The following is a 23,113-nucleotide window of genomic DNA, read 5'->3' on the forward strand; positions in this document are numbered from 1 at the left end:
GACGTTCAAGCTCTGACAGGAAGGAACGTCCATGGCGATCAACGACGACGACATCGTCACCTCGGGCTCGGGCCGCGAGGAGGGCACGGCCGACGGCGGCGCGAACCCGGGTGGCCACGACGGCGGCGCTGACGGTGGCGCCGACGGTGGCGCCGAGGGCCCGGCCGACGGTGGCGCGAACCCCGGTGGCCACGACGGCGGTGCGGACGGCGGTGCCGACGGTGGCGCCGAGGGCCCGGCCGACGGTGGCGCGAACCCCGGTGGCCACGACGGTGGCGCGGACGGCGGTGCCGACGGCGGCGCGTCGCGGCTGTGACTGACTCTTCGCTGCGGACGACCGGCCTTCCGGCCGGTCGTCCCGCGTTGGAGCGCTGCATCTCGGTGCCGGTGGCCGACTTCCCCTGGGGACGCGAGCCGCTGTTGAGCACCGGGCTCGGCTTCGGTGACCTGTTCGGTCTCGACGCCGTCGACGAACTCCTCACGCGCCGCGGGCTGCGGACGCCGTTCCTCCGCCTGGCCAAGGGCGGCGAGGTCATCGACCCCCGCCGCTACACCAGCTCGGGGGGTGCCGGCGCCGAGATCTCCGACCAGATCGACGACGAGCGCGTCACCCGCCTCTTCCTCGACGGCGCCACGATCGTCCTGCAGGCGCTGCACCGCACCTGGCCGCCGCTCGTCGACTTCGGACAGCAGCTCACCTCCGACCTCGGCCACCCGGTGCAGATCAACGCGTACGTGACGCCGCCGCAGAACCAGGGCTTCTCGGCCCACTACGACGTCCACGACGTGTTCGTGCTCCAGGTGGCGGGCGAGAAGCGGTGGCGCATCCACGCGCCGGTGCTGGCCGCCCCGCTGCGTGACCAGCCGTGGAGCTCGCGGGCCTCGTCCGTCGCCGCGCGGGCGTCCGAGGAGCCGGTGATCGACACCGTCCTGCGCCCCGGTGACGCGCTCTACCTGCCGCGGGGCTGGCTGCACTCGGCGTCGTCGCTGGGCGAGACCTCCGTCCACCTGACGGTCGGCGTGCACCCGGTGACCAGGCACACGCTCGTGGAGGTGCTGGCCGGCCTGGCCGCCGAGGAACCGTCCCTGCGTGAGTCGCTGCCGCTGGGGTTCGACCCCACCGACCCGAGCCTGCTCGCCGGTGCGGTGGACGCGCTGTCGTCGTGGCTGCGCACGGTCGACGCGAACGCGGTCGCCGACCGGCTGCGGAAGCGGACGTGGACGCAGGGACGCTCGGAGCCGGTGTCACCGCTGGCGCAGGAGCGTGTCGTCTCCGCGCTGGCCGCGGACACGCCGGTGCGCCTGCGCGGACACCTCCACCACACCGTGGACTACGCCGACTCCGTAGTGCTGCGCCTGCCCGACCGCACGCTGACGCTTCCGGCGGTCACCGCCGCCGCGCTGAAGACGATCCTGTCCGGCGCGGTGGTGCGAGCCGGCGAACTGCCCGATCTCGACGCCGACGACGGCCTGGTGCTGATTCGGCGCCTGCTGCGTGAGGCGCTGGTGGTACCGGCTTGACCCCGCGCTGCGCGGTCACCGCCCGTGAGCGTGGTGACCAGCTCTTCGGCACGGCCGCGCCGGGTGAGCGCTGGCTGCTGGTGGAACATCCCGGGCCGTGGCCGCGCCGGGCGTTCGAGGCGTCGCCGGAGTTGACGCGGGTGGCCGAGCGCGCGGTCGCGTCCGGGTTCCGGGCCGTGTTGATCCGCCGGCCGGGACGGTCGCCGGCCCGGGAGATGCGCTCCTACGCGGTGGTCGACGCGCGGCCGGGACGCGAGGGCATCTCCTGGGGGACGTTCGGCTCCGAGGCCGAGCTGCTCGACGTGCCGCTCGAACTGGGCCCGTCGGTGTCGGACGAGCCGGTGCACCTGGTGTGCGCGCACGGCCGGCACGACACGTGCTGCGCGGTGGAGGGCCGCCCGGTGGCGGCCGCGTTGGCCGACGCGTATCCCGGGCGCACCTGGGAGTGCTCACACGTCGGCGGCGACCGGTTCTCGGCGAACCTCGTGCTGCTGCCGCACGGGCTGTACTACGGGATGCTCGACCCCGGCACGGCGCTCGAGGTGGCCGCCGCGTACCGCACCGGCCGGCTGGTGCCGTCGCTGCTGCGTGGCCGTTCGGTGTTCGCCCCGGCCGTGCAGGCCGCCCAGCACTACGCGCGGCTGGAGAGCGGGGACGACCGCGTCGACGCGTTCGCGCCGCTGGGCGTGGAGACCGTCGAGCCCGGGACCGTCCGGGTGCGGCTGGTCGGCGCCACCGTCACCGTGCGGGTGAGCTGGTCCGAGCCGGCGGTGCTGACGTGCGCCGCCGGCCGGCCCGAAGTGGCGCGGGTGTTCACCCGGGTTCAGTAGGCGTGCCCGTGGATCGTGGGCGGCGCGACCGTGCGCTCCCACTCGAGGAAGTTGTCGGTCTCGGCGAAGAGCGCGCCGGCCAGGTACACCGCGACCGCGACGTCGTCGGCGAGGCCGAAGATCGTCATGAACAGCTCCGGCATCGCGTCGACCGGGGAGACGACGTAGGCGACGCCGACGCCGAGCAGGGCCAGCTTCAGCCGGGACAGCCCGGGGTACTGGCCGGACGCCGAGGCGCGGATCATGCGCGGGACCGCGCCGATACGGGCGCCGATCGACGGCGAGCCCGGACGTGACGCTTCGCGGGCCACCTTGGCGGCGGCGGCGAGCCGGGTCTTGCGCCGCAGGGGACCACTTCCGGTGCGAGCCATGGGAACACCTCCAGTGTCTGCACTCCTTGATACCCGCAGAGGGCAACGCGACGCATTGGAGGGGATTCACTCACCCTTGGTCGTGGCGCAGGTTCTCGGGGCAGGGCGGCGGCCAGCGGCGAAGGCGGCCGGGGAGACGCCCATCAGCCGGCGGAACTCGCGTCCGAGGTGGGACTGGTCGTAGTAGCCGGCCTGCGCGGCCAGCTGGGCGAACGGCACCGACCCGATCTCGTCGAGCACCCGGCGGACCCGCTGGATGCGCGCGTAGTGCTTCGGGGAGACGCCGACGGCGGCGGCGAACCGGTTGCGCAGGTGCCGCTCGCTCACGCCCAGATCGTCGGCGACCGCGGCGATCGGGGTGCCGCGCGCGAGCCGGGCGGCGGCCGCGTCGACCCAGCGGGTCTCCCGGTCGGCGGCCGGTGCGGCGGCCGCCAGATAGGGCCCGAGCACGGCGCCCGGCCGGGTGGGCGCGGCCAGCCACCGTTCGGCCAGCCGCTCGGCGTCCGCTGAGGGCAACGGGACCACCTGGTCGGTCAACTCGGTCACCGGCACCCCGAACGCGGCCCGCGCCTGGCCCGCGGTCAGGCTGAACCGCGGCGCGAGCGGATCGCCGTTCGGCTCGTAGTAGAGCGCGCGGGTGCGCGGCCCGAGGACGACCAGCTCCGGGCCGCCCGAGTAGCAGACCGAGAGCACCAGCTCGGTCGTCGTCGTGGGCGCGTGCATCACCTCTCCGAGCGTAGGCGCTGAGCGGCCGCGCGCTAGTTCCGAAACGTCCTATCCACCGGCGCCGGGCCCGCCGCAGGGTGGCGCCATGATTCTGGTGACAGGTGCCACGGGCACGATCGGGTCCGCTCTCGTCGAGATCCTCACCGCCGCCGGCGAGCCCTTCCGGGCGATGAGCAGGCAGCCGTCGGCGGACGTCCGCGCCGATTACGCGGACGCCGACTCGCTGCGCGCCGCGGTGAAGGACGTCGACGCGGTGTTCCTGCTGACTCCGCCGGGGCCCTCGGCGCCCGCGCAGGACCTGGCGCTGCTGGCGGCCGCCGCCGGGGTGCGTCGGGTCGTGAAGCTGTCCGCGTTCGGCGTCGACGAGGGGCTCGCACCCTGGCACGAGCCCGGCGAGGAGGCCGTGCGGTCGGGGGACTGGGAGTGGACGATCCTGCGGCCCTCGGCGTTCGCGTCGAACGCGCTCTGGTGGCTGCCGTCGATCGGTGCCGGTGAGCCGATCGAGAACCCGACCGGCGACGGGAAGCTGGGCGTGATCGATCCGCGGGACGTCGCCGCGGTCGCGGCGGCGGCCCTGACCGGCGGAACGTCCGGGGTGCACACGTTGACCGGACCGGAGCTGCTGAGCACGCCGGAGCAGGTCGCGATCCTCGCCTCGGTGCTGGACCGGCCGCTCCCGACCGTGGAGGTCGTCGGCTCGGAGCCGGGCTACACGTACGTCCGCTCCGGTCGGGGCGCGGTCGTCACCGACGACGTGCCGCGTGTCCTCGGCCGCCCGGCCCGCACGTTCCGCGAGTGGGTCGTCGACCACGCGGACACACTGGGAGCGTGACCGAACTCCGGGAGGCGGTGGAACGCCGGGCCGCGGCGCTGGCGGCCGGTGACGCGTCCGCGCTCGAGGCGCTGCTGCACCCGGCGTTCCGCTGGACGTCGCACCGCGGTGAGGTGTTCGACCGGGCGGCCTACGTGCGGGCGAACACCGGCGGTGGCCTGGTGTGGCGTCAGCAGGTGATCGAGTCGTTCGACGCCGTGGTGATCGGCGACACCGGGGTGGCGACTCTCCTGGTGACCGATGTCGTCTCGGCCGGGACCTTCCGGATGCCCGTCACCCAGATCTGGGTGCGGGTGGCCGGCGAGTGGTTGTGCCTCGCCGGCCACGCCGGCCCGCTCACTGGTTGAAGGCGGTCAGGAACTTGTCGCGGAACGCGTCCATCTTCCAGACCGGCGCGTTCGTGGCCGGTTTGATGCCGTCCGTCCAGCCCCAGCCCGAGATCCGGTCGAGCACCTTCGGGTCCTTCGCGACGATCGTGATCGGCACGTCCCAGCTGGCGTTCTGCCCCACGATCAGCGGCACCGGCTGGTGGTCGCCGAGGAACACCAGCACCTGGTCGTCGCCCAGGTACTTCTCGGCGTAGCCGGTCAGCGTCCGCAGCGAGTATTCGATCGTCTCGCGGTACTGGACACGCACCTGGTCGGGGTTCTTGGTCGAGCGCGGGCGTCCGCCGTAGGTGGCCTGGCCGTCGCCCACCTCGTCCCACTCGGCCAGCTTCGGCAGGTAGGACCACGGAGCGTGGCTCGACGTCGTCTCGATCTCGGCGACGACCGGGGTGTCACCGGCCTTCGAGAGCTCCGAGCGCTGCAGCTTCGAGAGCAGGTACTGGTCGGGGATCGCCGACCACTGCGGCTTCGGCCCCTTGAAGCCCAGGTTGCGTGAGTCGTAGATCTTGTCGTAGCCGAAGAACTCACCTTCCGGCCAGTAGCCGGTGAGCCCCGGCATCACGCCGACCGACCGCCAGTCCGACTGCTTGAACGCCCGGGTGAGCGTCAGCCGGTCGCTCTTGGTGAGGGAGCGGTAACGGGCCTCGTTGTCGATCCAGAGTCCGGAGTAGAACGTGGAGTGCGCGAGCCAGCTGCCGCCGCCGATCGTCGGCGAGGTGAGCCAGCCGCTGCGTGCGGTGAGCCCGGCGGCCTTCAGCTTCGCCGACCCCTCGTCCAGCACGGCGTCGACCTGCGGCGCGTACGTCGGGTCCTCGACCGCGCTGCGTCCGTAGCTCTCGATGAACGTGAACACGACGTCCTTGCCCTGGAGCCCGGCGAGGAGCCTGTCGTTGTTCTTGAACGCGTCGACCGCCAGTTCCTTCTGGAACTCCTTGTGGTCGGCGAGCGCGTGCGGGACCTTCCGGAACATGTTGTAACCGAACAGCGAGGTGGTGTAGCTGGTCTGCGGGAGGCCGGGCACGGTGGAGCCGAACGCGGCGCAGACGAACCAGATCACGGTGAGCGCGGCGACCGCCTTGGTGGCGTGCGGCTGGGCCTCGACCAGCGCCGTCGACAGCCGGCGCACCGCCAGCACCATCAACGCCAGCACGGCGACGAGGAGCACGAGCGCGCCGACCATCGCGCCGATCGCCGCGGCCTTGCCGTACGACCCCTCGACGAAGTCGTAGGCGTTCCCGAGGAAACTCCAGTCGAAGATGACGTTGAACGGCCGGGCCAGCACCGAGAAGAAGCCCAGGTCGAGCACCTTGATGACGGTGAGCACGCCGAGCGCGACACCGGCGAGCGTGGCCACGATCCGGCGCAGCCGGCCGGGGAGCACGAGCAGCACGGCGGCGCCGACGACGGCCTCCACCGGGATCCGCACGAACGCTTTCGGCGTCAGCAGGTATTCGCGGTTCGGGAGCAGCAGCGCGGCGTAGACCAGCAGCAGGGCCAGCGCGGTGAACGTCCAGCGCAGGACGGTACGGACTCTACTTTTCCGCGGTTTCGCGGACGGCGCGATCGGGGTCGGGTCGCCGCTGTCCGTCGTTGTCGACGGCTCCTGCTTCCCTGTCAGAAGCGCCATCCTTCGGCCCTCTCCGGTGGTTGTGGGGGTCGTTTTCCACCAGGCTCACGGCCGGTCCCGGCAGAAGGTTCACGTCGTCGTCCGGCCGCTGTGTCGCCTTGACGACGACGCCCGACAGCAGGCGGTGACCGGTGATCAACAGTGCCACGAGCATCAGCGTGGCCAGCAGGCGCCGGTCGATCATCGGACCCACCGGTGCCTTGCTGAACATGAACGGCAGGTACGAGAAGAACGACGAGGCCTGGACGATCAGCGGCACGTACCAGAGCCGGGGCAGGTAGAAGGCCAGGATCAGCGTCAGCACGTCGGCGAGGAAGAAGTAGCGCTCGTGCATCCCCGGGAGCAGCCAGGGGATCGCGATCGCGAAGAACGCGCCCGCGGTCAGCCAGCGGGTGCGGTCGAGCGTGGCCCGCGTCGAGATGAGGACGTAGCAGACACCGAGCGTGAGCGTGGCGGCGAACAGGTAACCGAGGTTGCGCAGGACGCCGAGCGCCACGTTGACGTGCAGGAACTGGTAGACGGTGGGGCCGCCGCGGCGCAGCGCGGAGGGGTCGTCGAGCTGGTTGGAGTAGATCGTGAGCAGCTCGACGGCGTCGCGGCCGGCGATCAGCGCCGGAACGTCCCAGGCCAGGTAGACCAGCGGGAACACCAGCACCGCACGCCACCGCACCCGCCCGGCCAGCACCGCGAGCAGGAACACCGGGAAGATGAACACGGCCTGCGGCTTGAACGCCCAGGCGGTGGCGGCCATCGCGACGGCGGCCCAGTCGTTGCCCTTGAGCACGTAGTAGAGGGCGGCGACGCAGAACGCGCCCCAGATCGAGTCGCACTGCCCGTACATCGAGGCGTTGAGCACCACGGTCGGCATGAACGCGGCCACCAGCGCCGCGGTGGCCGGGATGCGCCAGCCCGTCCAGGTGAGGGCGACCGTCCGGTAAACGTAGTAAACGAGCACCACGTCGAACACGACGAAGATGAGCTTGATCTTCATCAGTGTCGCGCCGGGGAACCAGCTGGCGATCTCGAGCAGGTACAGGAACGGCGCGTTGTAGTTGCCGACCGGCGCCTTCAACCCTTCCCGCTGCAGCTGGTCGTACCACTCACCGAAGACGTCGAGGTCGGTGGTCCAGTAACTGCGGCAGGCGTACCGGATGACGACCGCCAGTCCGACGAGCCCCGCGAGCAGCACCCACTCCGCCGCAGGCACACTCCGAGCCCGCCGAATCAACGACACAAACTTCCCCTTCCCGGTTTACGGGTACACGGTCGCACCAATCGTTTGGTTCGACGACCGACCCACAACGCGAGCGTTGCCGTCACGGCCGTGTGATGCCGTCGGCGAGCAGTCGCCAGAGCGTGTCCCGGTGACCGGCGTCGAGTCCGGGGAACAGGCGGTCCAGGCCGTCGGCCGACAGTTGGTCCGCTTTCCGCAGCGCCTTGCGTCCGGCCGGTGTGGCCTCGACCCGGCTCCGTCGGCGGTCGCTCGGATCGCGACGCCGTTCCACCAGGCCGGCCGCCTCCAGGCGGTCGACCGCGATGACCGCGATGCCCGGGGCCTTGCCGAGCAGGCGCGCCAGCTCGTGCTGGGTGTCGGGTGCGTCGGTGGTGAGGATGGCCAGCACCGCGTAGTCGCGGCCGCTGAGTCCGCTCGGGGCCAGCCAGTCGTCGGCGGCGGCTTCGAGCGCGCTGCCCACGTGCGCGAGAAGGAGCGCCGGCCGGGCGGCGACCCCCTCGGCGATGGTCGGGCCGCCCGGCGATCCGACCGGGTTGGCATCGTTCATGCGTTGCACGATATCCAGCCCCGGAGATACGTTAACGATGACATCGTTCAATCGTTGAACGTTTACGAACGGAGGGCCTGCCGTGCCCGAGATCCGCTGGCCGGCCGGGCACGAGCCCCGGGGCGCGGCCATCCACGAGGTCAACCGCGCCACGAGCGCCGCCCCGCCCTCGGCCGTGTGGTCCCTGCTGGCGAGCCCCACCGGGTGGGAGTCGTACTACGGCAACGCCCACGACGTCCGCCACCTCGCCGGAAGCTGGCCCGAGGTGGGATTGGGCACCCGCTTCTCCTGGGTGACCTTCGGTACCCGCGTGACCACGGAGATCACCGAGTACGAGCCGTTCGAACGCCTGGCCTGGACGGGCCGGGGAATGGGCGCACGAGGCCACCACGCCTGGCTCCTCACCCCCCGCCCCGATGGCGGCACGGACATCCGCACCGAGGAAACCCAACGAGGCCTGGTACCGGCGATCGTGCGCCCGCTGCACGCCCGCCGAATGCGCCGAGAACACCAGAACTGGATAGACGCCTTAGCCCAAACAGCCGCCGCGACCCTCCACCCCTGACCCCTCACCACACCCGAAAGAGTTTGTGCCCGAGCCGCGCACTCGCCGCACCGCAGAGCCCAGGACAGGTATGAGTTGCCTGAAGCCTGCACCCACCGCCCATGAGGGGCCGTCGAACCTGCCGCATCCCCAAAAGTGCGCCGACCGCACCGTGGGGTCCGGGGCTCGGCCCCGGGGCGGAATGCGAGCGGGACGCGGTCTGCGCCTTCCGCAGACACACGTCCCCCAACCGCGAGCGGGTGACGAGAATCGAACTCGCGTAGCCAGTTTGGAAGCTGAGGGCTCAGCCAGGGCGCCGAGCAGCAGATTGTCCGACCTGCGGTGACGAACGCGATCCCCCGGCGTTCCCCGCTGGACACCCGGGTTCACCGTCCGGTCGGGCACGGCGTGGGCACGAACGTAGGGGTCTCGAGTACAGGTCGGGCGTTCGTTAAGGTTCCCCTGTGGTCTTGGAGACGGCTCCGCCGCCGCAAGGGCCTGCGGCTGACCTAGGGATGGGAAATGGCGGCTACGCCACCTAAAGAGATCGAGAGCGTTGCTGACCTCCTGCAGCATCTTAAGTCAAGCGCCGGCGACGAGAAGCTCTGGTTCCGCGGTCACATCAACGAGGCCTGGGAACTGAAGCCTTCGGTTGCTAGGCGCCGTGAATATCTGAACGCAGAACTCGATATGATTAGGCTGTTCAAGCAAGATGCTTATCCCAGGCTACGCGAGCGACCAGAGACTGCCTGGGAGTGGGTATTTCTGGCGCAGCATCACGGAATACCAACTCGGCTACTGGACTGGAGCGAAAACCCACTAATCGGCCTTTACTTCGCAACCGAGCGGAGCGAGATCGATGATACCGAGCCTGGACGTCTCTGGATCTTGCGGCCTGAAGAGCTCAATCAGAGGTCGTTTGGGCAGCCCCGGATTCTACTGTTCGACCACGACCCCGTTCTGGACGGATATCTGCCCGAGAAGGTTCCTCACGGCGCGAACACTGATCCGCTTGCGGGTATTGCGTCAAGGAGCTTCGGGCGGATCGTTGCGCAAAGCGGGACATTCACGGTCAACCATAAACAGCAGACCGCGCTGGAAAAGGTTCATGATGGGGAATGTGTCGACAGCTTTCTTATTCCTGCTTGGAGCAAGGAAGGTATCCGCGGCGAGCTCCAGTCGCTAGGAATCACGGCCGCGAGTGTCTACCCAGAGCTCAGCACCCTAGGAGCGTACGTGAGGAGCCTCTACTGATGGAAGAATTTCAAATCGCGGCCCTACGGAACAGCTCCGTCGCCTATCTATATCAGCAGCGCCAGCAGATTGAGCTGGAGCCTGTCTATCAACGACAGGGTGGTATTTGGACTTTGGAGAAGCAGCAGCTTTTGATTGACTCCATAATCAATGGCCTGGATATCCCAAAGATCTATTTCCACGAGTTCGTTGGACGCAGGGAAGTCGACGGACAACGCTTGCGATATGCCATCATTGACGGCAAACAGCGCATGGAGGCTATCTGGGGATTCCTCGATGGCCACTTCCCGCTTGCCGAGGATTTTGTGTATTTTGAGGATTCCAGCACGGCTATGCAAGGGAAGTTTTACGAAGATCTCAAGAATGAATTCTCTGATGTGGCAGCCCTATTCAATGCAACCACCTTGCCGGTCATTGCGATCCGAACGGACGACCTCGAGATCATCGAGGAGATGTTCTCGCGCCTCAATGAAGCGGCACCTCTCAATGCTGCGGAAAAGCGAAACGCCTTCGGAGGTCCCGTCCCGTCTTTTATTCGTGAACTTGCGAAGCATAATTTTTTCACGCAAGTTCTATGGTTCAACAACTCGCGGTATCGTCACTATGACTTGGCGGCTAAGTTTCTCCTATGGGCTTTTGAGGGGCGGGTCGTCGATGTCAAAAAGATTCGCCTCGACGGCTTCGCGCTCACACTGAAGGAGGATCCTGACGGAGAAGCCAAGGCGAGAGGCGCGTACGAAACCGCAACGAGTGTCCTCGACCGCTTGGTGCAGATACTTGTACCGGGGGACCCCCTAACCTCTCAAGTGGGATTCGTCTCGCTCCTATATCTCCTTCACCTGACAAGCCCTGATGAGAATTTCACGCGGGAGAATTTCGTCGAATTCGAGGCGGCGCGGCGCCGCAATCGCGAAATAGCGGAGCATGACCTTGGTCAGGCGAGTTATGATCTCATCGAATTTGATCAGCGTGCGCAAAGTCCGAATGACGGCTCAGCGCTAGATCTTAGGCTGAGTGTTCTGCGTTCATATTTCGCAGGCGAGATCAGTATCCCCGATAGTTGGGACACTGAGTAATCGGAGGTTTGGTTAGATCGGTCTGCCGGTGGCTTGACCATCCATAATGCCGGTAGCTACATCGGCATTGGGCCCAGGAACCTCGCAGTGCCACTGGCGAGTTGTCATTTTAAAGTCTTCTGATTCAATCGCACCGTCGTGCTGGAATACTTCGAAGCTCTGAGCTTCAAGGTCGATCGAGTGAATCACGAGGAGGGTGTAGCGCTCACTCTCGTTCACGGAGTACAGGCGTTCCCCTTCGCTCAGGAAGAAGCGGGGGTACTTGAAGGTGGTTCCTTTTACCTCGATGTATCGGACCGCCTTATTGGGCGGGCCCACTCGAATATCGTATCCCGGATTATTGTGCGGCTGAATTTCTACTTCCGCAGGCGCCCATGCGATATCGATTATTTTCTTGGCTTCCGCAATGGCGAATTCATCGATCGCGCGAATGCGATCCGATGAGGCGTAGTTAGAAATTGTTACCCGACTCTTAACCGGAGCTCTGCGGGCGGCGCCAGCTGACTCTGATGACGCAACTTGGGTATTCGCGTCTGTTAGGATTCGTTCGTAAGTGGAATAGTCGATCGAACGCACTGCGCGGCGCCAGTACTGATTATTCCCGACGGCCCCTGTTTCGTAATACTCGCCAGAGTGATCCCTAAACGGCACCGGTTCCGTAAACGGCCGCCAGTCGTCTATATCGCAAACCAGACGATCTTCTTTCGACGGTCGGACCTCGCCGATTATCCCGGTACCCAGATATTCTGGCGTGCTTCGATTTGCGCTAGCTCGGCGGCTTCCTCGGTAGTAGATGAAGGGGGTGCCAGCCTGGACCGCTTTTCGGTAGATCCGTGCAGGGTACTCATAGCGTACGCCAATCACATCATCGTAATTCTGCTCGAGCGCAGATCGTTCATTCCCGGCAATGATCAGTGGCATAGCTGTCCTCCAGCCTATCGATCGATTAGGTTCAGCCCGTCGTGGCTGCGTACGGCCGGCGCGCCATCGCCTCTGAAAGCGTCGAGAAGCCGAACGGCGAATGCCGGATCAGACCTACGTTGGATTGTCGCGGTGTCCCACCATTCGATGGCTGCCGTTTCTTCGCCGAGCGTCTCGGTGCCACCCGTGCGTATGGCGCGAAAGACGAGAGCGACGACTCCGAGCTTTAGATTCTTATAGACGCCGGTGAGTCGCTCCGCCTGGACCTCAAGACCAGTCTCCTCGCGGACCTCCCGAGCAAGCCCTTCGGTGATCGATTCGTCGAGTTCGAGCACGCCGCCGGGTGGCTGCCACTTGCCGTTGTCTCGTCGCTGGATTACGAGCACTCGGTCTTGGTCATCGACGATCGCGGCGGCGACGCTAACTGAGTGGCGTGATGTAGTCACGACTTTCCTTCCGGAGCGCTGAAGATGGCAAGAGCTGCTGTGGCGTCATCATGGGCTTTGCCGCGCGGGTGCTGCTCGCCGAGGAGATCGAGCGCTTCCGCATTCCGCACGTCGTCGATGACGGCTGCTGGCCCGGCGACCTCTGCGCGATTCATGAGACCGGTCCAGTTGTAGAGGCCGAAGACGTCGACCGCGCGTGAGGCGCCGTCGGTGAGGAGCGCAGCACGGCTCAGCCGACTGGGGCCGGCCGTCGGGCTGCTGCCGGTCACCGCGTGCTGGCCCGCCTCCGGGGTCGCCGCGGCGAGCCAGTAGCCGCCGGGCTGGTTCCGGTAGGGGCGTTGCGCCTCGACGAGTGCGAGCACCTGCGCGCGGTGCTCCGGTGTACCGACCGGTGCGGTACCTGCGGCGACGGCCCGACGCTCCCTCGTGCTCGTCTGCCGCAAGCGGTGGTCGGTGACTACCTCGACGGCTCCGGCGTGATCGAGCACGAGCGGGCTGTCGGACAAGACGAGCCAGTCCGCCTGCTTCTCGTCGGCGCGGAGCATGCACACCGTTGACGACGGGGTACCGGGGTGTCGTAGGTCGCAGAGGCCCCCGTGGTCAGCGCGTACGTCAGCGATTGCGACGGAAAGGAGCCCGCCGAGGTCGCCGCTCGGGTTCGCGGAGTGCGCGAGCGCGAGCCTCGCTGCCAGGCGGCGGACGTACCACGGCGTGCCGTGCACGCATCCGGTCTCCAGCTCAGGGGGCGCGGTCACACCGTCGAGCACGCACACCAGGCCAGGAATCGCCAAGACGTAGTCCTCGTTGGCGACTCCCGGTGCTGGCTGAGTCGCGAAGCTAACCCGCATGTCAGGCGTCTCCGTCCGCGGTCGGGTATTCGTCGGCGGTCGGGTCGTCCCAGTCGTATCGGAGCCGCCAGAGGTTCCCCGGCATGACGTGCAGCGCGACCTCGACGGCCCGGTCAGCCGCGTCCCAAGCGACGTGCGTGATGTCGATGACCGGCTGACCGCCGTCCAGCTCTAGCAGTTGGGCTTCGTCCTCTGTGGCGGTCCGAACGGTGACTTCCTCGGTAAACCGAACCGGCCCGTGGCCTAGTTCAGCGAGACGCGTGTAGGACCCGCCGCGGCCAGCATCTCGCTTGAGCAGCTCGGGAGCACCTTCCGCGAGGTCCCACGGGATGAACGAGTCGGCCAGCTGGGTCGGCTCGTCGTTGGCGAACAGACGACGACGCCGAACCAGGACGGGCGCGTCCACGTCAATGCCGAGGGCGTCCGCGACGGCTGACGGCGCTTTCGCGCGTCCGATCTCGACATATTCCGTTCGTGGGGTGAGTCCGAGTGCCTTCATCTCGACGTCGCCGGCGCCGGTGCCCTGATTGCGGGCGGCGTAGCGCTTCTTCGCGTCTCGGGTTACCTGCGGCACGCCGCGGATGAAGGTCCCGAATCCGCGGCGCACGCGGACCAATCCCGCGTTCCGTAGGACGTTGATCGCCCGGTTGATCGTCTGCCGAGACACGCCCAGCTCGGCCGAGAGCTGGGGTTCGCTCGGCAGAGGTTGATCCGCGGAGTACGTGCCGTCCGCGATTCGGCTGCGCAGTAGATCGGCTACCTGCTGGTACTGCGACTTGGGGGTCTGGATGGCCGCCAACGGATTCCACTCCCTCGGTTGTAGGACATCCTGCACCGTCTGCCCAGCGTAGTGGGCTTGCGGACGGAGCGGCCTCGCCGCTCTGGATGTAGGACATCCTTCAACCCTCTTGCACTCTCGTCAATCAGCATGGAGGATGTCCTACATCCAGGTAGCCGAGCGCGGTTGATTCGCTACTTCGGGAGATGAAAGGGCGAGGCCCGGTGGCGGCTACCACCGGACCTCGCGAAGCGGGTCACAACGCCTAAGGAGCGACCCCCATGCGCATTGTTCCACTTCGTAGGGGGTCTGCGGTGGACCGGGAACCGTCCGCCGCAGACCTGAAAGCGATCGAGGCCGAGTGGCCGGAGATTGAGGCCGGACTCGCGGTGCTGGACGCCGAGATCCGAGCTCTGTCGGCCGAGGGTGGGCCGTCGGTGCTCGATCGGCGCCGGCTGCGTCGCGCCGAGCACCGGGCGTTGACCGCTCGCGAGCTTGCCGACCGCCGTTCCGCCGACTCTCCGGAGGTGGCGTGATGGCGCGGCGTGTTCGAGTTCCCAACGATCGAGTGACCGGTTCGTCGGCGTGCGGTGCCTGTGGCGGTTGCGGCGCGGTGCCGGTCAGCCGGAACCCGCGCGGCGGCTACGGGTACCGGGCCTGCGGTGCGTGCGGTGGGAATGGCCGCCGATGAGCCGCATCCTCGCCGCGTTCATGGACCCTGCGGGGGTCAACCACGGTGGTCTGCCCACCACCCACTGGGGTGGGGCTGACCGCGAGGTGTACGCCACGCGTCGACAGCTGGCGCTGGACGGGTTGCAACCCAACCGGCAGCCGATCGCAGCCCAGATCGTGTGGTGGGGCGTGACCGGTCGGGGCGGCTACGGCGAGCGCGTGGCCTTCCTCTACCGCCGAGACCTCGCGGCGCCCAAGCGTCCGGCGACGCCGGCTCAGCTGGCCGCGCTGGAGAAGGCCAACCGCGCCCGCCGGACCTGCTCCACCTGCACCGTCGTGCAGACCTACGTCATCCCGCGGTGGCTCGGCGAGTGCTTCGCCTGCCACGCCAGCGACGAGGCATGGGCGGACTACCAGGCACGCGAAGCGCGTGAGAACGCCACTGACCGCCTGACCGGACGGGAGGCCGCCTGATGAGCACCCAGACCCTCGCGCCGGCCGGTAGCGCGTATCCGCCCGCGATCGAGTCCCTGGTTCCGCAGGCCCGGGAGCTGGCCACGTCGCTCGGCGGGGTTCCGTCGCGGAACCGGCTGATGAGTGAGTTCCGGATCGGCGCGCCGAAGGCTGCCGCGCTCCGCGAGATCCTCACCGGCGAGACGACGGACGCGCCCGGCGAGTCCGGCGGGTCCCGGCTGCACCTGGTTACCGAGGCGGCTCCGGCGCGGATGGACCAGGCACCAGCCACGGCGCCGGAGCCGGTTGCCGCGCCGCTGGCCAGCGGCGCCGGACACCCAGACACGGCCACCGTCAGCACCGAACCCGCTGGTGTGAGCGCGCCGGATTGGGAGAACCGGGTGCAGGTCGGCTTAACCGTCGCCACGGGCCTGATCGCGTTCGGCGGTGCACTCGGACACGCGGTGCAGCTGGCCGTCGCGCACGGCCAGAACCCGTACTACGCCACGGCCACGGCGGTGCTGATCGAGACCACCGCGCTGTCCGCGACGCTGGAGCTCCGGCGCCGCCGCCGGTCGGGTCAGCCGATCTGGCTGCCGGTGCTGGTGCTGATCCTCGGTGCAGGGCTGAGCCTGTCGGTGCAGATCGCATGCGCGGAGCACTCGGCGTGGGGCTGGATTCTCGCCGCAGTGCCGGTGATCGCGTTCCTGGTCCTGATGAAGTTCGTGCTCTCCCGGCACCCGTCCGAGCACCAGCGGAACGGGGACCGGTGATGCAGGTCAAGGTCACGCTCACCCGCCGCGCCCGGCGCCGCCTGGTCGGCTTCCACGTGGGCTGCTCGGTCGTTCTGCTGCTGCACGCGGCCACGTTGACCGGCTGGGTCGGCTGGCTGGTGGCGTTCTGCGCCGCCGAGACGCTGGCCACGACCGTGCTCTACGTCTGCGTCGTGGCACCGGTTCCCAAGCCCCGTGCGAGCGCCACGGCGACTCACGGCCGTCGCCAGGCCGATGCCGAGAGCACGAAGGCCGACCGCAGCACGGCCGGCGAGAAGCCCGTTCCTGAGCAGCCGCGCCGCCCGTCGTGGGCGTCGTGGACCCGTTCTGACAAGTCGGTCTGAGAGGAGGCGTCATGGCAGGAAGCCGCGGAAGTTCGCTCCCGATCGGTGACCCGGAGTTCGAGTCGCTGCCGCAGGTCAAGCAGTACCTCGACACGGTGCGGAAGGTGACTCGGCACGCGTCGGCGGCACTCGACGCCGCGGGTGCGGAGTTGGAGGCCGCGCTCGCGTCGACCCCGGGCACGCCGGGCCTGTTCGGCGCGGACTCGAAGGTTCGCGCCCGGCTGGTGGCTCGGCATCTGGACAAGGCCGCGGAGCACCAGCGCGCGGTGGCCGCCTCAGCGGTGCGGTGCTGGGGCGCGGTGCGCCGGCACTTCGCCGCGGAGATTCAGCAGGCCAACGGGCACCGCAAGCCGACCCGACGCACGTTCAACTGGAAGGAGTAGCCGGCCATGGGGAAGCGTCGCGGCGGCCGGAGCACGGCCGCACCGTCACCAGCCGCAATGCAGCAGCACGGCGGGTCGCTCGGCGCTCGCGCGCTGGAGCACCTGCCGGTCTGGGCCGCCGCCGCGGCGCTCCCGCCCGCGGCCTGGGGCCTGGGTGAGCTGTTCGTCGACCCGACCAACGTCATGTCCACCGGTCTCTACGGCGCCGGAGCCCTCGCCGTCGGCGGCGCACTCACCGGGGTCGCGTGGCATGCGGCCCGTGCTCGCGGGCAGATGGTGCGGGTGCTGGCCACGGCCGGCACGAGTGCCGCCGCGGTGTGGGAGCTGGTGGCCTCGCTCGCCGGTCCGTTCCAGGCGCCGTACTGGCAGATCTGGGCCGGTGGGTCGATCGCGGTCTGCGGATCGTGGTCGATCAAGCGGGCTCTGCGTGGCCAGGGCTCGGACACGCTCGGCGACGAGGAGGGCATCCTCACCGCCATCACCGCGGGCCGCGGCCGGTGGGGCCGCCCGGTCGTCGAGGGCTCGACGGTCCGGGTGCCGGTGCACATGTCCGAGGGCACGCCCGCGGTGGTGCAGGCCGGTCGCGAGGATCTGGAAGCGCGGATCTCGGCCCGGCTGCCCGGTGGGCTGCACCCCGGTGCGATCACCGTCACGCGGGACCCGCAGGTCGCGCACCTCGGTGAGGTGACGATCGCGACCGTCGATCACCTGCGCACCTCGACGCCGTGGCCGGGTACCTCGCGGCCCGGTGGGTCGATCGCGGACCCGATCGTCGTCGGGGTCTATGCCGACGGCCGGCCGATGCAGCTGCTCCTGCCGGGCGCGGAGAGCCCGGAGCCGCGGCCGGTGCTGCACCTGCTCACCGGTGGCGCGTCGGGGTCGGGCAAGTCGGTGTTCGGGCGGCTCATCACCGCGGAGGTCTCCGACCGGCACGACGTCGAGCTGATCGTCATCGACCCGACCAAGGGCATCCAGACCATCGCGCCGATCGAGCACCGCATCGACTGGCCGGTCTGGGACGCCGACCCGACCAAGGCCAAGGCGAAGTCCAAGGACGCGCTCGCCGGGATCTACCGGGCCGGTCTGGCCAAGGCGAACTGGCTGGGTGAGCACGGCTACGACCAGTGGCTGCCCGGCTGTGGGCTGCCGTTCACGGTCGTGCAGATCGAGGAACTGGCCACCCTCGCCAGCTCTGCTCAAGCCCTCAAGGACCTGCTCGCCACGTGCCGGTCGGGCGGTATCGGGATCCTCGGATCGTTGCAGCGCCCGACCTGGGACAACATCGATACCAGCGCGCGAAACAACTTCGGTGGCGCGGCGTGCTTCGGCACCCGCGACGAGGCCGAGACCGGGCACGTGCTGCCCGATGAGGCCATCGACGCCGGTGCGGCCCCGCACCAGTGGGGCCTGACCATGCCCGGCGCGTTCTACTACGCCGGCCCCGGCGTTGAGCAGGGCCGGTGGGCGATTCCGGCCCGCACGTTCGACGCTCAACGCGAGCAGCTGGCCGCGCTGCCCCCGACCCGCCGCGGGCTGTGCTCGGTGACCGCGGAGGCCATCGGCGCCCCCTACGCCGCGTGGGCCGCTCAGCACGGCGTAGGACTGCGGGAGAGCGTCACCGGCGGTGGACAGCCCCCGAGCGTGATCGGGCCGCGTCCAGGCAACTGGCCTACCCGCACCACCCCACCGGCCGGCCCCCCGGTCGGGGACGTCCCGGCCACCCGCAGCGACCTGACGACCGGCAACTACGAGGAAGGACTGGCCGCCATGTGGGAGCAGCTGACCAGCGACATCGACGCCGACGTCGACCCCGACGGCCCCGACCCGGTAGTCGACATGATCCCGCCGGAGACCGGCGAATCCGCGCCGGACATCGACGCGCCGCTCGGCGCCGACGAGGACCCGCCGACCCCGGACCTCCGGCTGGCCGGAGGCAACGGCGCGGCCCGCGTCCGCGGGCACATCGTCGGCCTGGCACGGGCCGGGGCGGTGGAGTTTGCGCCCGGAGACCTGGCCGACCTCCTGACCGCTCTAGGGCGCTCCGCGTCGTGGCTGAGCAAGCAACTCAACGTCCTGATCGAGCGCGGATGGCTCACCGCCGTGGGCAACACCCGCAACCGCGTCTACCTCATCCACACCCACGAAGTGCTCTCCGACGACACCGACGAGAGCTGAAGGAGGCGAGCCCCTGTGAGCTTCTGGATGAATGCCACCGACCCCTACGCCGCGCGTGCGCGCGAGTGGCGCCAGCAGGAGCAGCAGGCCACCGGCCGGGACCGTGCGCGCGCTCGATCGCAGGCCGAGGAGTTCGAGCGCCTCAGCGCCCAGTTGCACCAGCAGAACGACTCATAACGGACATCCGGATTCTGTCGCGGATTCTTTCCGTCCGACCACTCGCGACTCTTTCCACCCTGGCTGACCAGGGACCCCACCCGTCACGGAAATAATCCCCGGCCCCCTCCGACAGAAAGAAACCGAATCACTCGCCGGCGCACAGACGCCCGCGAAACACACCCCACAGCACGGAGAGGCGCTACCGCCATGCCCGGAACGGCCCTGACCCTGCTCGCGCTCATCCTCACCGCCGCACTCGCGCTCGCCGGCTACCGGCGCTCGCTGCGCACCCACCCGTACGGACTCTGCCGCACCTGCGGAGGCGGCGGCATGACCCACGGCGTGATCTTCACCAGCGCTTGGCGCCCCTGCCGCGCATGCGGCGGCACTGGCCGCCGGCTCCGACTCGGCGCCCGCTCGCGCTGAACCGGGCCACCAACCACACACGACAGTCCAAAGGAGAACTAGCAGTCATGGCTAACGAAACCGTCATCACCGTCGTCGGGAACCTCACCGCCGACCCCGAACTGCGCGTCACCCCGTCCGGGGCCGCGATGGCCAAGTTCACCGTCGCGTCCACCCCGCGGACGTTCGACAAGACCACGAACAAGTGGGTCGACGGGGAGGCCATGTTCCTGACCTGCACCGCCTGGCGTCAGCTCGCGGAGAACGTCGTCGAGTCGCTGACCCGCGGCGCTCGGGTCGTGGTCACCGGCCGGCTCCGTCAGCACCACTGGGAGGACAAGGAGACCAGCGAGAAGCGCTCGATGTTCGGTCTCGACGTCGAGGAGATCGGCCCGTCGCTGCGGTTCGCCACCGCGAGCGTGCGCAAGGCCACCCGTTCCGGCACGCCACCTGCGGGGCAGACGCCGCCGGATGACCTGTGGGCCACCTCCGCACCGGCCCCCGCCGGCTCGACGTTCGCTGACGAACCGCCATTCTGATGGCCGCAGGCGGTGTCGCCGGAACCGGTCTGGTGTGGGTCTCCGACCTGCACCGGGCCGGGATCGGCCCCGATCAAGTGGCGGCCTGGTACGCCGCGCAGGCCGAGACCTGCACCGCCCGCGCTGCCGCGCTCGCCGACGTCGACCCGGACGCAGCCGCTGAGGCCAGCGCTCGCGCCGATCTCGCTGCTTGGAACGCACACGTCTACGCCGCTCACGCCAAGCGGCACCCCTCCACACCCGCCCGGCCCGCGCCCGCTGCCGCCGTCGCTCCAGCGCCCGGCCCGGACCTGTTCACCACGGAGGACACCATGCACGACCACTGCACCACCACCGCGCCGGCGTCCCTGCTCGACGCCGCTCTGGTTGCCGCTGCTCGCGGCTGGCACGTGTTCCCGCTGCGACTGGGCGACAAGCGCCCCGCGGTCAGCGGCTGGGAGCAGCGCGCCACCACCGACGCCGACCGCATCCGCCGGTGCTGGGCTACCGGCGCGTTCAACGTCGGCATCGCGACCGGCCCGTCCGATCTGTTCGTCGTCGACCTGGACGTGCCGAAGCCCGGCACCGCACCGCCGATCGAGTGGCAGCTGCCTGGCGTCGCGACCGGTGAGGACGTGCTCGCGGTCCTCGCTGAGCGGGCCGGGGCGCCGCTGCCGTACGACACGTACACCGTGGCGACGCCGTCCGGCGGCCGGCACCTGTACTTCCAGCACCCCGACGGCCCGGAGCTGCGCAACACCGCAAAGCGGCTGGGCTGGCTGATCGACACCCGCGCCCACGGCGGCTACGTCGTCGCCGCTGGGTCGGTGCTCGACGGCCGGCCCTACACCGTCGCGCTGGAGCACCCCGTCGAGCTGCTTCCTACCTGGTTGGTCCAGCCGCTTGTGCCCAACGTTGCCGGACCCGTCGAGCGCCCGAAGATCGTTGTGTCCGTCGACCGCGGCGACCGGCGCGCGGCCTACCTCGCGTCCGCCATCCGGCACGAAGCCGACCTGGTGGCCAACGCACCGACCGGACGACGCAACCACGTCCTATTCACCGCGGCCGTAGCCCTCGGGCAGCTGGTGGCCGGTGGCGCGCTCAGCGCCGACATGGTCACCGAGGCGCTGGACCAAGCCGCAAACGATGCCGGACTCGGCAGCGTCGAGGCGCGCCACACCATCGCATCTGGGCTACGCACCGGAGCCCGCAACCCCCGGGCGGTGGCAGCATGAGCCTGCGGCTACTGGACCTGTGCTGCGGACAAGGCGGCGCCTCCCGGGGCTACGTCGACGCCGGATTCGAGGTCGTGGGAGTCGACCTGAACCCACAGCCCCGCTACCCGTTCACGTTCATCCAGGCCAACGCGCTCGACGTGCTCCAGAATCGCGCGTTCGTCGCCGGCTTCGACGCCATCCACGCGTCGTTCCCGTGCCAGGCGTTCCTGACCGGCACGCTCGCCCCGGCGCGGGACGTGCCGGACCTGATCACCCCGGGCCGGCCGCTGCTCGACGCGACTGGACTGCCGTGGGTGATGGAGGACGTCATGCCCGCACCGCTCGACCCTGCCCGGTCGATCGTGCTGTGCGGGGAGATGTTCGCGCTGCGCACCATCCGGCATCGGCGGTTCGAGCCGGCACCTGGACTGCCCCTCACCGCACCCCGGCACGTGCTTCCGCACCGGCGACGGACCGCGCATAGCCGCCGGCGTGAGCTGTGGGCGGCCGGCTACCACGCCTCGTTCACCGGTGACATCGGCACCTACGCAGGCCCAGAGGGCATGGGCATCGACTGGATGACCGGCAACGGCCTGTCCGAGGCCATCCCACCCGCCTACACCCGCTGCGTCGGCACCCAGCTTCTCGAGCACCTCACCCGATCGGAGGTCGCGGCATGACCACCGACACCACGACCCGCACCGGCGCCGAACTGCTCGACGCCGTCCGCGCCGCGCTCCTGCGCTACGTCGTGCTCCCGTCCGCGCACGCTGCCGACGCCGTCACGCTGTGGATCGCGGCCACCCATGCGCAGCCGGCGTGGGCGCACGCGCCGCGGCTGGTAATCCGGGCACCGGAGAAGCGGTGCGGTAAATCGCGGCTGCTCGACGTCGTCGAGGCCACCTGCCACGCTCCGCTGATCACGGTCAACGCGTCACCGTCCGCGGTGTACCGGTCGATCACCAGCGACCCGCCGACCATGCTCGTCGACGAGGCAGACACCATCTTCGGGCCGAAGGCCGACGGCAACGAAGATCTCCGCGGGCTGCTCAACGCCGGGCACCAGCGCAACCGCGACGCCATCCGCTACAACGCCGCTGAGCAGCGTGTCGAGCACATCCCGACGTTCGCGATGGCCGCGCTCGCCGGTATCGGCGCGATGCCCGACACGATCGAGGACCGCGCGGTGGTCATCCACATGCGCCGCCGCGCGACCGGGGAGACCGTGGCGCCGTTCCGGCACCGCCGTGACCGGCCGCCGCTGCGTGCGCTCGCTGGGCAGCTCACCGAATGGCTGCGCAGGGACCAGCCGCAACCCGGCTCGACGGAGCCGTGGCCGCTGGAGATCGCGGAGCCTCCGATGCCCGTCGAGGACCGCACTGCCGACACCTGGGAGCCGCTGATCATCGTCGCCGACCACGCGGGCGGTGACTGGCCAAGGAGGGCACGCGACGCGGTGCTCGCGCTCACCAAGGAGTCAGCCGGCCAGCAGCAGACCTCGATCGGGGTCCGGCTGCTCATCGACTGCCGCACCGCGTTCGGCGAGGAACCGTCCCTGCCCACCAAGATCCTGCTCGAACGGCTCCACGCTGACCCCGAGGCGCCCTGGGCCGAGATGGGCACCAACGGGCTGACCGCGATGAAACTCGGGATGCTGCTCCGCGAGTACGACATTCGGTCGGCCGGCAACGTCCGGTTTCCCGACAGTGACCAAGCCAAGGGCTACCACCGAGCCGACTTCAGGGACGCATGGGCGCGCTACTGCCCGCCCCCGACGCCCGCCCCGGCACTGACCGAGGGGGGAGCCGTCCCAGGCGTCCCAGCCGTAACACCGCAGGTCAGCGCGGGACGGCTTGAGTCCGTGGGACGGCTTAGCCGTCCCAGCCCCGCAAGCCGTCCCAGCTTGACCAGCACAAACGAGGCTGGGACGGCTGGGACGGCTTGCCCCCCGCTACGCGTCGTCGGGAGCGTCCAATGACCACCCGCCGTGCCGTGAACGGCACCCAAAACCGGCGCGCTGAGACGGCCCAGACCGTACGGCCGGTCACGGATCTACCCGGACGGTCGCGAACG

The 23,113-nt window shown here is 69.3% G+C and carries 29 protein-coding genes; 20 read left to right on the forward strand and 9 right to left on the reverse strand.

Going from position 1 to position 23,113, the window contains the following annotated elements; genetic code table 11:
- The first annotated feature begins 31 nt into the window (after positions 1-31).
- The 3 genes from ABD437_RS22885 to ABD437_RS22895 are packed head-to-tail and all read left to right on the forward strand — an operon-like array spanning position 32 to position 2,351.
- Positions 32-316: a BatC protein gene (locus ABD437_RS22885; RefSeq protein ID WP_344650945.1), complete on the forward strand. Its 285-nt coding sequence runs from the start codon at positions 32-34 to the stop codon at positions 314-316.
- The gene (locus tag ABD437_RS22890) at positions 313-1,521 is read left to right on the forward strand and encodes a cupin domain-containing protein (RefSeq protein WP_344650946.1); all 1,209 of its coding nucleotides are present in this window, start codon (positions 313-315) and stop codon (positions 1,519-1,521) included. The genes ABD437_RS22885 and ABD437_RS22890 overlap by 4 nt, the downstream gene beginning before the upstream one ends.
- Positions 1,518-2,351 (forward strand): ferredoxin family protein, encoded by an 834-nt coding sequence (locus ABD437_RS22895; protein ID WP_344650947.1) that lies wholly within the window; start codon positions 1,518-1,520, stop codon positions 2,349-2,351. Before ABD437_RS22890 ends, ABD437_RS22895 begins: the two co-directional genes overlap by 4 nt.
- Here ABD437_RS22895 and ABD437_RS22900 read toward each other — a convergent pair.
- Complete coding sequence (locus ABD437_RS22900; RefSeq protein ID WP_344650948.1) at positions 2,345-2,722, reverse strand: YkvA family protein; 378 nt, start codon at positions 2,720-2,722, stop codon at positions 2,345-2,347. The two genes, ABD437_RS22895 and ABD437_RS22900, sit on opposite strands and share 7 nt — an antisense overlap.
- Positions 2,723-2,788: 66 nt before the next feature.
- Positions 2,789-3,445, reverse strand: coding sequence for a helix-turn-helix domain-containing protein (locus tag ABD437_RS22905; protein ID WP_344651013.1), 657 nt, complete (start codon positions 3,443-3,445; stop codon positions 2,789-2,791).
- An 88-nt stretch (positions 3,446-3,533) separates the two neighbouring features.
- On the opposite strand from ABD437_RS22905, the gene ABD437_RS22910 reads away from it, so the two are divergent.
- Positions 3,534-4,280: an NAD(P)H-binding protein gene (locus ABD437_RS22910; protein ID WP_344650949.1), complete on the forward strand. Its 747-nt coding sequence runs from the start codon at positions 3,534-3,536 to the stop codon at positions 4,278-4,280.
- Positions 4,277-4,627, forward strand: coding sequence for a nuclear transport factor 2 family protein (locus tag ABD437_RS22915; RefSeq protein WP_344650950.1), 351 nt, complete (start codon positions 4,277-4,279; stop codon positions 4,625-4,627). The genes ABD437_RS22910 and ABD437_RS22915 overlap by 4 nt, the downstream gene beginning before the upstream one ends.
- On the opposite strand, the gene ABD437_RS22920 is transcribed toward ABD437_RS22915, so the two are convergent.
- From ABD437_RS22920 to ABD437_RS22930, 3 genes are all read right to left on the reverse strand, one after another.
- Positions 4,617-6,293, reverse strand: a complete 1,677-nt coding sequence (locus tag ABD437_RS22920) for an alkaline phosphatase family protein (RefSeq protein WP_344650951.1) — start codon at positions 6,291-6,293, stop codon at positions 4,617-4,619. The genes ABD437_RS22915 and ABD437_RS22920 overlap by 11 nt on opposite strands.
- Positions 6,199-7,500, reverse strand: coding sequence for a hypothetical protein (locus ABD437_RS22925; protein ID WP_344650952.1), 1,302 nt, complete (start codon positions 7,498-7,500; stop codon positions 6,199-6,201). Before ABD437_RS22925 ends, ABD437_RS22920 begins: the two co-directional genes overlap by 95 nt.
- Before the next feature lie 109 nt (positions 7,501-7,609).
- Positions 7,610-8,074 (reverse strand): MarR family winged helix-turn-helix transcriptional regulator, encoded by a 465-nt coding sequence (locus tag ABD437_RS22930; protein WP_344650953.1) that lies wholly within the window; start codon positions 8,072-8,074, stop codon positions 7,610-7,612.
- Positions 8,075-8,156: 82 nt separating this feature from the next.
- On the opposite strand from ABD437_RS22930, the gene ABD437_RS22935 reads away from it, so the two are divergent.
- The 3 genes from ABD437_RS22935 (at position 8,157) to ABD437_RS22945 (ending at position 10,948) form a co-directional block, all read left to right on the forward strand.
- Complete coding sequence (locus ABD437_RS22935) at positions 8,157-8,639, forward strand: SRPBCC family protein (RefSeq protein WP_344650954.1); 483 nt, start codon at positions 8,157-8,159, stop codon at positions 8,637-8,639.
- A 501-nt stretch (positions 8,640-9,140) separates the two neighbouring features.
- Positions 9,141-9,872, forward strand: a complete 732-nt coding sequence (locus ABD437_RS22940) for an FRG domain-containing protein (protein ID WP_344650955.1) — start codon at positions 9,141-9,143, stop codon at positions 9,870-9,872.
- The gene (locus ABD437_RS22945; protein WP_344650956.1) at positions 9,872-10,948 is read left to right on the forward strand and encodes a DUF262 domain-containing protein; all 1,077 of its coding nucleotides are present in this window, start codon (positions 9,872-9,874) and stop codon (positions 10,946-10,948) included. The genes ABD437_RS22940 and ABD437_RS22945 overlap by 1 nt, the downstream gene beginning before the upstream one ends.
- Positions 10,949-10,960: 12 nt before the next feature.
- On the opposite strand, the gene ABD437_RS22950 is transcribed toward ABD437_RS22945, so the two are convergent.
- The 4 genes from ABD437_RS22950 to ABD437_RS22965 are packed head-to-tail and all read right to left on the reverse strand — an operon-like array spanning position 10,961 to position 13,962.
- Positions 10,961-11,869 (reverse strand): protein NO VEIN domain-containing protein, encoded by a 909-nt coding sequence (locus tag ABD437_RS22950; protein ID WP_344650957.1) that lies wholly within the window; start codon positions 11,867-11,869, stop codon positions 10,961-10,963.
- A gap of 14 nt (positions 11,870-11,883) precedes the next feature.
- Positions 11,884-12,315, reverse strand: coding sequence for an NUDIX hydrolase (locus tag ABD437_RS22955; RefSeq protein ID WP_344650958.1), 432 nt, complete (start codon positions 12,313-12,315; stop codon positions 11,884-11,886).
- Complete coding sequence (locus ABD437_RS22960; protein ID WP_344650959.1) at positions 12,312-13,106, reverse strand: hypothetical protein; 795 nt, start codon at positions 13,104-13,106, stop codon at positions 12,312-12,314. The genes ABD437_RS22955 and ABD437_RS22960 overlap by 4 nt, the downstream gene beginning before the upstream one ends.
- A gap of 58 nt (positions 13,107-13,164) precedes the next feature.
- Complete coding sequence (locus ABD437_RS22965; RefSeq protein WP_344650960.1) at positions 13,165-13,962, reverse strand: GntR family transcriptional regulator; 798 nt, start codon at positions 13,960-13,962, stop codon at positions 13,165-13,167.
- 293 nt (positions 13,963-14,255) lie between these two features.
- On the opposite strand from ABD437_RS22965, the gene ABD437_RS22970 reads away from it, so the two are divergent.
- The 12 genes from ABD437_RS22970 to ABD437_RS23025 all read left to right on the forward strand — a co-directional run bounded on the left by ABD437_RS22970 (position 14,256) and on the right by ABD437_RS23025 (position 23,018).
- The gene (locus ABD437_RS22970) at positions 14,256-14,477 is read left to right on the forward strand and encodes a DUF6284 family protein (protein ID WP_425558211.1); all 222 of its coding nucleotides are present in this window, start codon (positions 14,256-14,258) and stop codon (positions 14,475-14,477) included.
- A 151-nt stretch (positions 14,478-14,628) separates the two neighbouring features.
- Positions 14,629-15,087 carry an RRQRL motif-containing zinc-binding protein gene (locus ABD437_RS22975; RefSeq protein ID WP_344650962.1) on the forward strand — a complete coding sequence of 153 codons (459 nt, stop codon included), beginning with the start codon at positions 14,629-14,631 and terminating at the stop codon, positions 15,085-15,087.
- Complete coding sequence (locus ABD437_RS22980; RefSeq protein WP_344650963.1) at positions 15,087-15,839, forward strand: hypothetical protein; 753 nt, start codon at positions 15,087-15,089, stop codon at positions 15,837-15,839. The genes ABD437_RS22975 and ABD437_RS22980 overlap by 1 nt, the downstream gene beginning before the upstream one ends.
- Entirely contained in the window at positions 15,839-16,183 is a 345-nt protein-coding gene (locus tag ABD437_RS22985; protein WP_344650964.1) for a hypothetical protein, read from the forward strand. Before ABD437_RS22980 ends, ABD437_RS22985 begins: the two co-directional genes overlap by 1 nt.
- 11 nt (positions 16,184-16,194) lie before the next feature.
- Positions 16,195-16,566 (forward strand): hypothetical protein, encoded by a 372-nt coding sequence (locus tag ABD437_RS22990; protein WP_344650965.1) that lies wholly within the window; start codon positions 16,195-16,197, stop codon positions 16,564-16,566.
- 6 nt (positions 16,567-16,572) lie between these two features.
- Entirely contained in the window at positions 16,573-18,741 is a 2,169-nt protein-coding gene (locus tag ABD437_RS22995) for a hypothetical protein (RefSeq protein WP_344650966.1), read from the forward strand.
- A 15-nt stretch (positions 18,742-18,756) separates the two neighbouring features.
- The gene (locus tag ABD437_RS23000; protein ID WP_344650967.1) at positions 18,757-18,918 is read left to right on the forward strand and encodes a hypothetical protein; all 162 of its coding nucleotides are present in this window, start codon (positions 18,757-18,759) and stop codon (positions 18,916-18,918) included.
- A 189-nt stretch (positions 18,919-19,107) separates the two neighbouring features.
- Positions 19,108-19,326, forward strand: a complete 219-nt coding sequence (locus tag ABD437_RS23005) for a hypothetical protein (protein WP_344650968.1) — start codon at positions 19,108-19,110, stop codon at positions 19,324-19,326.
- A gap of 47 nt (positions 19,327-19,373) precedes the next feature.
- Entirely contained in the window at positions 19,374-19,844 is a 471-nt protein-coding gene (locus tag ABD437_RS23010) for a single-stranded DNA-binding protein (RefSeq protein WP_344650969.1), read from the forward strand.
- On the forward strand, positions 19,844-21,058 hold the full coding sequence (locus ABD437_RS23015) for a bifunctional DNA primase/polymerase (RefSeq protein WP_344650970.1): 1,215 nt from the start codon (positions 19,844-19,846) through the stop codon (positions 21,056-21,058). Before ABD437_RS23010 ends, ABD437_RS23015 begins: the two co-directional genes overlap by 1 nt.
- Positions 21,055-21,720: a DNA cytosine methyltransferase gene (locus tag ABD437_RS23020; protein ID WP_344650971.1), complete on the forward strand. Its 666-nt coding sequence runs from the start codon at positions 21,055-21,057 to the stop codon at positions 21,718-21,720. The genes ABD437_RS23015 and ABD437_RS23020 overlap by 4 nt, the downstream gene beginning before the upstream one ends.
- Positions 21,717-23,018 carry a DUF3631 domain-containing protein gene (locus ABD437_RS23025; RefSeq protein ID WP_344650972.1) on the forward strand — a complete coding sequence of 434 codons (1,302 nt, stop codon included), beginning with the start codon at positions 21,717-21,719 and terminating at the stop codon, positions 23,016-23,018. Before ABD437_RS23020 ends, ABD437_RS23025 begins: the two co-directional genes overlap by 4 nt.
- The last annotated feature ends 95 nt before the right edge of the window (positions 23,019-23,113 follow it).

Source organism: Cryptosporangium japonicum (assembly GCF_039524755.1).
Lineage (GTDB): Bacteria > Actinomycetota > Actinomycetes > Mycobacteriales > Cryptosporangiaceae > Cryptosporangium > Cryptosporangium japonicum.